The sequence below is a fragment of the Limosilactobacillus rudii genome, from assembly GCF_014145455.1.
In the GTDB taxonomy this organism is placed as follows: domain Bacteria; phylum Bacillota; class Bacilli; order Lactobacillales; family Lactobacillaceae; genus Limosilactobacillus; species Limosilactobacillus rudii.
In genome coordinates this window covers 45,877-56,420 of sequence record NZ_JACIVB010000040.1, presented here as the reverse complement: position 1 = coordinate 56,420, position 10,544 = coordinate 45,877, and the positions used below count along the sequence as shown (strand labels likewise).

Genomic DNA, 10,544 nt, shown 5'->3' with positions numbered 1-10,544 from the left:
AGACTTCCTTCAGATTCCACCTCGCAGTGGACACCCTTGTCCTCGGCTCATGGTTCCGACTACTATGGCCCATAGCGGACTCTCACCGCCTAGCTAATATCCATGCCGGGCGCACTAACTTAAAAGGGAGAAGCATATTTCTACAGCTTCTCCCTTTTAAGCATTATTTAAACGATGTTGGCAAGTCAGACGTAAACACCAATTGCTTTAGCGTAAATGGGTCCTTAAAACTAATCTTACTAGCATGCAATAGTTGGTGGGCAAACTTACTAGTATCACCACCATACAAATGATCGCCAATTAATGGATGCCCAATTGACGCTAGGTGAACACGAATCTGGTGGGTACGTCCAGTATGCAACCGTAATCGTAGGAGCGTCCAATCAGCTCCTTCTTTCTCTACCCAGTACTCCGTCAATGCTGGCTGACCACCCTCATCTATTACCCGGGAAATTTCACCCTCACGACGAGCAATTGGTTTGTTAATTTCACCATGCCCTTCATTGAAACGTCCCTCAACTATCGCTGTATATTCCTTTAGCATTGTATGTTGCTGCACCTGTTGACTAATCATGCTTGACGCAATATGGTGCTTAGCCACTAATAACAACCCGCTCGTAAACCGATCTAACCTGGTTATTAGGTGTGGACGAAGGTCAGCTGAATTATTACGGATGAGGTAGCCTTTAACACGGTTCAAGACTGTTCCGTTTTTTATGGTTGGACCTGGGATGGAAGTCACCCCAGCAGGCTTATCAATCACCAACCAATTATCATCCTCAAAAATAATATTTATTGGTTCATCGCTGATCCCTACTGATTCATCTGGCAGCTCTGGTTGTGCTTTAATTGTAAGTGGCTGATTAGGTAAAATCTTTGTTGTAGGACGGACTGATCGATGGTCAACTAAAAACTCACCTTCACCATTTTTAAGATCGTTAAATAATCGATGGCCCATTCCTAGAGATTGTAAATATTTTTTAATTTTAATCGGTTCATTTCCCTGATACACCCATGTATTCTCCATTAGAACTCCTCCTATTAATGAGTACAAAAAAAGCTGGGATACCCCAGCTCTCACAAAACTATATACGGTCCGTACGAGACTCGAACTCGTGATCTCATCCGTGACAGGGATGCGTCCTAAACCAACTAGACCAACGGACCATTTGACAACAAATAAAAGTATACGAAACTTTAAAGTATTAGTCAATAACTAAATTAAAATTATTGCAAAAAAATCATTTTCCCTATCAGTATCGCCGATATCGCCAATAGTTTATAATGAAAAGTATAGGTATTTATTATTAAGGAGGAGTTTTTAATGCAGCAGTTGGGCAAACGCCTATTAAACTGGTGGTCTAAATATTCAAAAATAATAAAGGTTGTCTTTGTCACCTCAGTTTTAGTATTCGTAATCCTTGCATTAGGTAATTTTTTCAAAACTGTTAAATGGCATGAAGTCGGAACTGGCTTAGCTAATCTTTCATGGGAAAGTATTGTAGCTTTACTAATTGCTGGTTGCTTTGCTGTTACCCCGATGCTGGGTTATGATTTTGCAATTACCCATCTATTACCCGGGAAATTTAAGCTATCATATATTATTCGCTGTGGGTGGATAACCAATACTTTAACTAATATCGCTGGCTTTGGCGGTATCCTTGGTTCTACTTTACGAGCATATTTTTATCGCAAAAACGCGACTAAAAAAGAAATTTTACTAGCAATTTCAAAGATTGCTGTTTTTTTGCTATCAGGCTTATCAGTTCTCTGTTGGGTAGCTTTAATTATCATGTTCGTTTTTCATGATGGCGGACATTTTAACCAATATGCGATTTGGCTTGTCGGTGGCGGATTATATTTTCCGGTGGTCTTTTACGTTACCGTTATTCACAAAAACAAACTATTTAAAGATGTCACCCCTAAAGTCGGTCTCTTTTTAGTTACGAGTTCAACCTGTGAGTGGCTCTTTGTTGCCCTATTTTTCCTTCTTGTTGGATGGTGCTTAGGAATTCGGCATAACTTAATTAGTGTTCTGCCATTATACGTTGTTGCACAAGTGTTAGGGGTTTTATCCATGATTCCCGGTGCCTTAGGATCATTTGACCTTCTAATGATGCTTGAATTATCCTTACTTGGGGTTCCACGAGCAACATCCGTAATTTGGCTGTTATTATTCCGAATCTTTTACTACATTGTTCCACTTCTTATCGCTGGAATCTCATTCCTGCATAATCTGGCACACCAAGTTAATAATTTCTTTGATGGTTTACCAATCTTAATGGTCCGTAAAGCAGCTTATTTCCTGATTACGACCTTTATGTATGCTTCAGGAATTTTAATGCTTCTTACAGCTTCAATCCCTGATATCACCGCTCAAAACAAGCTTATTGCTCGGCTTTACCCCTATACGTTCTTCTTCCTTCACCAGCTTACGACAATCCTTTTTGCCCTAGCAATGCTTGCTTGTGCACGGGGATTACAATCAAAGGTCAAGAAGGCGTACTTACCAACTTTAATCCTATTGGTCATTGGAATTGCCAATACAATTTGGAACTTAGGAACATGGGGATTAACCATCTACCTTAGCATCGTCCTTGTCTTAGTATTACTATCCAGGCACGTCCTCTACCGCCAGAAGTTAGAATACTCAATTGGTAAATTTGCGATCGATAGTCTTATCTTCGCTGGTGCTTGCATTCTCTATGTTATTGTTGGTGTAATTAATGCTCCACAATATTCGAGTAAGCACCATATTCCTGATTTTCTTTTCTTCCCTGGTGAAAAGATTTGGCTTTCAGGACTATTCGGTTTACTAATTGGCCTTTTATTAATTTTTGTAATCCTGCGATACTTTATGGCTGGTACTGATCCGTTTAGTATGCCACTAGCCTTTAATGCTAACCGTGTTCGTGCCATTATAAAAGAATATGGTGGAAATGAAACAAGTCATCTCGCATTTTTACGTGATAAGTCTCTTTACTATTACAACATTGATGATCATGATAAGCTTTTCTTTATGTATCGGCGCAAATATGACCGTCTTGTTGTGATGGGAGATCCTGTCGGTGATAAAAATAGCTGGCGTCCGGCACTTCGCCAATTCGTAAGAGAAGCAGATAAATATGGCTATCAATTAGTCTTTTACGAAGTATCAAGTGATATGACAATGCTCCTCCATGAATTTGGCTTTGACTTTATTAAGACTGGAGAAACTGGACTAGTAAAGCTAGCTGACTTTACACTAGCCGGTAAAAAGCAACGATCACAGCGTGCCTTAATTCATAAATTTGACCGTGAAGGATATACTTTCTCCGTCGAAAAGCCACCATTTAGCAAAGAACAATTAGCAGAAATGAAACAGGTTTCTGATAGTTGGTTAGGTAATGAAACTGAAAAAGGTTTTTCTCTCGGCTACTTTGATTCTTACTATATCAACCAGGCTCCCGTAGGGGTGGTTCGTGATAAAGACGGTAAGATGGTAGCCTTTGCAACCTTTATGCCTACTGGTAGTAAAGAAATCCTCACTATTGACCTTATGCGTCATAGCAAAGATGCCCCTTCTGGAATTATGGATAAAATTTTTATTAGTATGTTCCAATACGGTCAAGAGAATGGCTATACCTACTTTGACTTGGGAATGGCTCCTCTTTCAAATGTTGGTGAATCACAGTTTAGCTTTATTGAGGAAAAAGCTGCCCACTTTATTTATGAATACGGCTATCACCTCTACGGCTTCCAAGGCCTTCGTCGTTATAAAGACAAGTACGCAACCGCTTGGTATTCACGATACACGGCCTTCCGAAAGAAAAATTCAATCATCGCTACCATGATGATTCTTGTCAGCGTTGTTAATCAGCGCGTCGACCAACAAACCCACCGCTCAATATTTTGGTGGTTAAATAAGTAATGACGCTATTGTTATTAACAATTATAAATAGGGTTCAAACATCCTGGAAAATTCTGGATATTTGAACCCTATTGTTTTTTATAAAATGGTAAAGTCAAAACTTGTCCACTATGTTATCGCTCATTCATTAAATAGTCATAGAGCATTTCATGTTTGATTTTATCAGTGTTATAGCCAAGTACTTCTGCAATTTGATAAGCAAATGCTAAGGCCGTAGCTGGACCACGACTAGTAATAATCTTTCCATCCTGGTCCACAACTGTAATCTCAGTTTTAAAGTTTGCCGTTGGCGCAACTTTGGCGATTTCTTCATTAATTCCGGGAAAACAAGTGTAATTATGGTCATCTAATAGTCCATAACGCGCTAAAGCAATTGGTGCAGCACACATCGCTGCATCCCACTTATTTTCTGCGTTTCGCTTTTGCATCAGTTTCATTAATTGGTCATTATCGCGCAATTTCTGGGCACCGCCACGACCACCAGGAAAAGCAACCACGTCATAATCTAAAAGCTTATCATCCATTATTTCATCACAGGTTAGTTCAATCCCGTGTGCCCCAGGAACATGAATACCCTCTAGGCCAACCATCGTTGTCTCAATTCCCATTCTTCGCAGAACATCAACAATAGTCAATCCTTCCACTTCTTCACAACCTGGTGCGAAAACTACAGCAACTTTTGGCATAATATCACCTCATTAATCATTAATAATAGTAACAACCTGTTCCATCACTACCTTAGCTTCGGGAAGCTGGTAGAGCGGATAAATATGAAATAGTCCACGGCCCACACTAAATTTGACTGGAATCCCTGCTTCACGTAACTTCTGTGCAAACAAGGCTGTATCCGGGTACATAATTTCTCTTGTACCAACAAAAATCGTCACATCGCGTAATTGGTCAAAATTACCATAAAGCGGACTCAATCGATAATCACGGTGACCAGTATCGCTCGCCCACATTGTGCCAATTTTCCGTAAACCATTTACTGCTAGTGTAACATCAGATGTGGAATATTTGTTAATAAGTGGGTTAGTTAAATCAAGGTCAAGCCACGGAGAAAATAAAATTAAGTGTCCCGGCTGAGGAAGACCCTTTTTGCCAAGATATTCGCAAAAACCAGCTGCTAGGCCACCACCAGCAGAATCGCCCATAATCGTAATTCGACTAGCCGGAAATAAATTATAAAGTTTACTATACAAGTTCGCTATCTCTTGATATGCCTGCTGATAAGTTGCTTGCGGAACTAGAGAATAAATTGGAACATAAATTTTAGCGCCACTTTTTCTAGCTAGACGGTCTAAATATTGCCAATGGGTCTTATCTGGCCGTTGAACATAGGCCCCACCTGTTAGATAGAGGATAACTGCCTGTTCATCCCCATGGTTATTTAATACATAAGTTGTTAAATTATGATCTTCTAATCGCTGTGTATTAACTTTCATTCCTATTGATGGCAAGTAATAGGGAACATTGTTATCAATCCGTGCATTGCTAATCATTGCATTAAACTTATTATTTTCTGCTAAATCTGCCTTAAAGCCACTTAGCTGAATTCCCATTTCTACAAAGGTCGCTTTGTTAGAGCGGTGTGCCCCACATCGTCGCAAGTCCCGAAGACTGTTTTCAAGATTATTAGCTAGGTGGCTAGCAACTTGAGCATTCAATTTTTTAATTTTCTCCACAAAAATTAGCTCTCCTTATTTTAATAACTGTTATTACTATCGTATCACGCTTTTAGATTCAGGTTCCTTAAATTTATCTAAAGCAGTTGGTGCTTCTTGTTGACAATGGTTTCTCCACCCTAACGAAATAACTAAGACTAGCGCAATAACAATTAAGATAACAGCTGCCACAATAATGTTATGGTATCCCGAATATAGGATTGTCCGCATCGTTGGCAATAATGTTGTCGGCAGGTTACCAGCAGTTTTCGCATTGGACAATTGGTTTAACATTTTAAGCGTGATGTCATGATGAGCCTGCACGCCACGGAATAATTCCTGATTAAGAATCACTCCATAAACTGCTGACATTAAAGTCTGGCTAAGAATTCGTAAAAGATAGCCTAATGAGGTAGCAATTGGTACATCACGCAACTCAGCATCAGTTTGCACGTTTATCTGTAAAATATTAAAAACTAAGCCAACGCCAAAGCCTTCAAACGCGCCCATGACTAAAAGCAACCAGAATGGCGTATGCTGACCGCCAATCATGATTCCTAAGTATGCAATAAAAATAGATGCAGCACCACAAGTAACAATCCAGTACTTGCCCCATCTTTCTTGAAGGACGGGTACTAGTTCCGAGCCAATAAAGTTAGTCACTGCCCCCGGAATTTGCGTCATTCCTCCAAGAAGAGCACTAAGACCTAAAATTCCCTGTGCCCACATTGGAATATAAGTCACAAAAGCAATAAATGAGCCCCAAATAATGACAAATAATGCAAAATCAATTACTAATTCGCGATTCTTAAATAGACGACTAGGGACAATCGGATCAGCTGCTTTACTGTCAACCTTAGCCATCCATCCTAGAAGGAATAAGCCAATAATCATTAGTATTGCCACTACCATTCCAGAAGTAGTACCGATTAATTGAACCGCCACAAGAATCATTACTAAACTGATTACCAAAAGACTTGCTCCCAAATAGTCAACCGGCTTACCAGCAGCCTGCATTCTAACATTCTTGTAAAATAAACTAACAATCGTAATCGCCACAAGCGCTATCGGAACATTAACGTAAAAGACCCAGTGCCAGCTTAAAGCATCAACAATCCATCCCCCTAATAAAGGACCGATAATTGAAGCCGTTCCAAAACAAGCACTAGCAATCCCCAAAACTTCGGCCCTTTTCTTAAGGTTTTCGTATAATTCAGCGAACACAATAAACGGGATGGTATTCATTCCTCCGGCACCAATTCCCATGATGGTTCGTGCAATTATAAACCAAAGAATATTAGGCGCTAACCCCTGAAAAATCGCCCCCACTAAAAACATTGAAGTGGCAATAATATATGCTTGCTTATTTCCTTTATGTTCACCAAATTTACTCCACAGTGGTGTTGCAACCGCCATTCCCAAAAGGAACGTAGCGATAATCCACCCCATATACTGCAATCCATGAAGGTCACTGGTAATTGCTGGTAATGCTGTATTGACAATTGTTCCGTCCATTCCGGCCATAATATTAGATAGTAATAATGCTCCAGTCACAATCGTCCGTCGTTGCTGCTGTTCCAACCTATCATCTCCTAAATTTATTAGCATATTATCTTTTCTCAATTAGCAACAATAGGGCCCCTAGCGCTCGGCTTTGCCAAACGTTAGAGGCCATAATTTTTATTTTCAAACTGTAGACCATTATACGACGACCATTCGTAAATGTATAATAATTATTTAAATCTTTTTATCTGTTGTCCCAATCGCTGCCAATCAGCTTTAATAGTCGGTTCTAATCGTCGAGCATAGAGAACGGCAGCTGGATGGTACATTGGCATTAACCAATACTTTTCTCTCGTCATTTGATAACCGTCATGATCATGATTAGCATGCTGGATTGGTTCGTGAAGTAATTGACCATGAAGTTCGCCGATATTGGCTTTCCTACCTAGTAATCGTTGTAAGGCGGTATTTCCTAACGGCACGATTACGCTGGGCTTTACAGTCGCCAATTCCCAGTCAAACAACGGCGCAAATGCTAAAACTTCTTTTTTTGTGGGAGTCCGATTAGGATATTTTTCTATTATCTCACCCGTCTTTTTATCACGAACCTTTTTTATACTATAAGGCCGTTGTCGTACCACACTCGTTATGTAAACAGTTGATCGTGAGTAGCCGATCGACTCAATGAAACCCATTAATTCTTGACCTGATGCACCGGAAAACGGGATGTTAACCTGTTCTTCATGCCTTCCTGGTGCTTCACCAACTAACATTAAGTCAGGCTCTAATAATCCTTGTCCAGGAGTAAAGCCCGTTAAGCGACAACCAATAGTTTTTTCTTTTACCTCTGCTAACAACTCTGGTGGGTACTCTGCAATCATACAATAACGGCCTCCTTACCCATTATGACGCCACTTGGTATCTGTAAGGATACGTGCAGCAATTAACCCCATTGGCAAGAATACGACAATCATTAATGCTTTAGTCATCCATAATGTTCCCACACTAATCGAAGTCAGTCCAATATTATACATTGCCCGATACATATATAGCCCAGGTACCATGATCACAATTGAAGGTACCGTAATGGAAATTTGCGGGTATTGAATCTTTTTCTTAACAACCGCCGCTAGTAATCCCGCGACTAATGCGCCAATAAAAGCAGCAGCACCCGCTGGAATTCCTGTTAAATCCGTTATCTCCAAACGAAGGGTATTTGCAATTGCCCCAATAAAACCAGCTGTTGCTGCCATCCTTGGCGTACTATTAAACATAATTGAGAAGCCAAACACCCCACAAAAACTTGCCGGAAGCCGGAGCAAAAACATCATTAACGCCGATAACGGTAAAGCTGCAAAGTTTTCCGGCCGAAGATTGACCATTAATGCAACAATCCACCCAACTAAGGTCGCAACAGTAATAATTGCAATTGCATATGTCATTCGCTCAAGCCCTGATCGCATATCCAGCTTAGAAATATCAAGGCCACTAGTAATAAATGGAAAACCGGGAATAATAAATAGCATTGCCCCAATATAGCCAGCTTCATGACGGGAACTAACATTAAATGCCAATTGCATTAAGCTTAATGCTAATAAGTAAGATAAGCAGGCGACCGCTACGGCAACGGCTACCCCCGCAAATAAGGTAATATGACGATCAATTAATTTACGACGAACATAATTACCTAACCCTGCACCAATAAAGCTGCAAAACATTTCAACAGGACCACCACCAAGTAAAAAGACGAAGGCGCTGCAAGCAAGAGCCGCCGCTAACCCTACCTGGTATGGGGCATAATTTCCCTTTGAATGGGCAATTTTTTCTAATCGTGCATGAATTTCGCCAATAGTCATCTCGCTTCCCTTTTTATCAAATTCCTTGATAAATCGTTCCATTTTAGAAAGCTTTGTTGTATTAACGCTTGTACTAGGAAGGGAGATTGCCTGAGTATAACTGTGATGCGCATCCATACAAGTATATTCAAGAGAAACCAAACCGATATCAACCGAACAAGTCATTTTTAGGGTTCGCGCAACTGTATTCATTGAGTCACGGACCCGCCATGCTCCAGTACCATAGGAAAGCATCATCAAACCAATTCGACCAACAATCGCCGCTCGTTCAATTAAGTTTGCTTCATATGCGGGAGTAAAATTATCATTCGTAAAAAAATCATGCCATGGGATTGCCATATGGTGCTTGTCTGACAAATGTTCCGTTGGTTCAAAATCATTTATCGTTGTGTCATTATCGATGCTCAAGCTAATCTAACTCCTTCATTAATTCTCTTAACTATTATACGGCGCTTGTCAAGCTGTTGGGGTAATTTTCTTTAATTGCGCGACTAATTGTTCTTCATCTTCACTCAAGATATAATCTTCCCTTGTCGCAATTGAAATATAGAATTTTTCTGGGATGGGATCAGTAATTTTTAATGCTACAATTCCGGGTTCATCTTTAACCGCGTCTTCAACCATTAAGCTAATTCCCTTATTCTGCCGAACTAATTCCTTAATCCACGAAATATTAGGAACTTTATACACTGCCGTTCGTGGCTTTATCTGAGCATAGGTACAATAAGCTTGAAAGGCTGCTTTATGAACATATTGCTGATCATAATTAATAAATAATTCGTTTGTTAAGTCCCGAAAACTAACTATTTTTTTCTTTGCCAAGGGGTTATCAGCACTTACAATTACACTAAAAGGTCGCGTTGTAATTAATTCCGCGAAGATCCCTGGTTGATTAATCGGGGCAGTCGATCCAAGTATCGCAATATCCAGTTTACCTTCCTGTAACTGGGTTAAAAGGTCATGCGAACCAACAGAAACAATTCTTATACGCTGTAAAAGGCTTTTAGAAAACTCTCCCACAATATGCGAAATATACATTTTTCCGATTATTGGCGGCAATCCAAATTTAATCTGGCGCTGATCGGAACGAGCAATTTCATAATGAGCAATATCAATTTTATTATTAATCGTAAGTGCCTTTTTATACAATAACTGACCGCTGCGTGTAATCATTTCATCTCGGTGCACCCGGTCTTTGCGCACCAATTTAGTATCAAACTCTTGTTCAAGGCGACGAATAGCTTGAGTAATGCTAGGTTGAGAAACATTAAAGTAATTTGCTACTTGGGTATAATTTTTTAGTTTTACCAACATAACAAAATATTGTAAATCACGAGTGTTCATCGTCTTAACCCTTTCTAATTGTACAAAACTTATTTTAACTGCTCTACAGCTTTCTCATAACAGCTAGTTGCTTCCCGCTCACTTAATCCACTGAACTTCAATACTGATAGAATTTGTTCCTTAGGTAGATGTTGTTTTACCATTCCCTTAACCATCTCAATTTTTCCTTCTGTTTTTGCTTCCTCAATTTCATGACGTTGATCCATTTCAAATAATGAAAGTCGCATATACTCAGCCCTCCATTCCTTACTTTGCTTAACAAGTCGT

General features: G+C 39.8%; 9 protein-coding genes and 1 tRNA gene. 1 reads left to right on the top strand and 9 read right to left on the bottom strand.

The annotated features are described in order from the left end of the window. Positions 1–163: 163 nt before the first annotated feature. Both H5S39_RS02610 and H5S39_RS02605 read right to left on the bottom strand, forming a co-directional pair. A complete protein-coding gene (locus H5S39_RS02610) occupies positions 164–1,027 on the bottom strand; it encodes an RluA family pseudouridine synthase (RefSeq protein WP_182596914.1) in 864 nt (287 codons plus the stop codon). 65 nt (positions 1,028–1,092) lie between these two features. Next, positions 1,093–1,167 (bottom strand) — tRNA-Asp (locus tag H5S39_RS02605). Positions 1,168–1,324: 157 nt separating this feature from the next. Between H5S39_RS02605 and mprF the strand changes: the two genes are divergently transcribed. Further along, entirely contained in the window at positions 1,325–3,910 is a 2,586-nt protein-coding gene (gene mprF / locus H5S39_RS02600) for a bifunctional lysylphosphatidylglycerol flippase/synthetase MprF (protein ID WP_182596913.1), read from the top strand. Positions 3,911–4,023: 113 nt separating this feature from the next. Here the strand turns inward: mprF and H5S39_RS02595 are convergent, their stop codons facing one another. The 7 genes from H5S39_RS02595 to H5S39_RS02565 all read right to left on the bottom strand — a co-directional run bounded on the left by H5S39_RS02595 (position 4,024) and on the right by H5S39_RS02565 (position 10,504). Next, complete coding sequence (locus H5S39_RS02595; RefSeq protein ID WP_182596912.1) at positions 4,024–4,596, bottom strand: DJ-1 family glyoxalase III; 573 nt, start codon at positions 4,594–4,596, stop codon at positions 4,024–4,026. 12 nt (positions 4,597–4,608) lie between these two features. Continuing rightward, positions 4,609–5,595 (bottom strand): alpha/beta hydrolase fold domain-containing protein, encoded by a 987-nt coding sequence (locus H5S39_RS02590; RefSeq protein ID WP_182596911.1) that lies wholly within the window; start codon positions 5,593–5,595, stop codon positions 4,609–4,611. 36 nt (positions 5,596–5,631) lie between these two features. Further along, entirely contained in the window at positions 5,632–7,182 is a 1,551-nt protein-coding gene (locus tag H5S39_RS02585; protein WP_375139107.1) for an MFS transporter, read from the bottom strand. 125 nt (positions 7,183–7,307) lie between these two features. Further along, positions 7,308–7,958: a uracil-DNA glycosylase gene (locus H5S39_RS02580; RefSeq protein WP_182596909.1), complete on the bottom strand. Its 651-nt coding sequence runs from the start codon at positions 7,956–7,958 to the stop codon at positions 7,308–7,310. A 15-nt stretch (positions 7,959–7,973) separates the two neighbouring features. Beyond that, on the bottom strand, positions 7,974–9,272 hold the full coding sequence (locus tag H5S39_RS02575) for a threonine/serine exporter family protein (RefSeq protein WP_375139106.1): 1,299 nt from the start codon (positions 9,270–9,272) through the stop codon (positions 7,974–7,976). A 117-nt stretch (positions 9,273–9,389) separates the two neighbouring features. Further along, positions 9,390–10,277: a LysR family transcriptional regulator gene (locus H5S39_RS02570; protein WP_182596907.1), complete on the bottom strand. Its 888-nt coding sequence runs from the start codon at positions 10,275–10,277 to the stop codon at positions 9,390–9,392. A gap of 29 nt (positions 10,278–10,306) precedes the next feature. Continuing rightward, positions 10,307–10,504: a hypothetical protein gene (locus H5S39_RS02565; protein WP_182596906.1), complete on the bottom strand. Its 198-nt coding sequence runs from the start codon at positions 10,502–10,504 to the stop codon at positions 10,307–10,309. Positions 10,505–10,544 lie beyond the last annotated feature (40 nt).

What these genes read in the sequence shown, in the direction of transcription:
- H5S39_RS02585 (WP_375139107.1), bottom strand. Translation starts at nt 7,182, where the DNA reads ATGCTAATAAATTTAGGAGATGATAGGTTGGAACAGCAGCAACGACGG.
- H5S39_RS02565 (WP_182596906.1), bottom strand. Translation starts at nt 10,504, where the DNA reads ATGCGACTTTCATTATTTGAAATGGATCAACGTCATGAAATTGAGGAA.
- H5S39_RS02575 (WP_375139106.1), bottom strand. Translation starts at nt 9,272, where the DNA reads ATGGCAATCCCATGGCATGATTTTTTTACGAATGATAATTTTACTCCC.
- H5S39_RS02580 (WP_182596909.1), bottom strand. Translation starts at nt 7,958, where the DNA reads ATGATTGCAGAGTACCCACCAGAGTTGTTAGCAGAGGTAAAAGAAAAA.
- H5S39_RS02595 (WP_182596912.1), bottom strand. Translation starts at nt 4,596, where the DNA reads ATGCCAAAAGTTGCTGTAGTTTTCGCACCAGGTTGTGAAGAAGTGGAA.
- H5S39_RS02570 (WP_182596907.1), bottom strand. Translation starts at nt 10,277, where the DNA reads ATGAACACTCGTGATTTACAATATTTTGTTATGTTGGTAAAACTAAAA.
- mprF (WP_182596913.1), top strand. Translation starts at nt 1,325, where the DNA reads ATGCAGCAGTTGGGCAAACGCCTATTAAACTGGTGGTCTAAATATTCA.
- H5S39_RS02610 (WP_182596914.1), bottom strand. Translation starts at nt 1,027, where the DNA reads ATGGAGAATACATGGGTGTATCAGGGAAATGAACCGATTAAAATTAAA.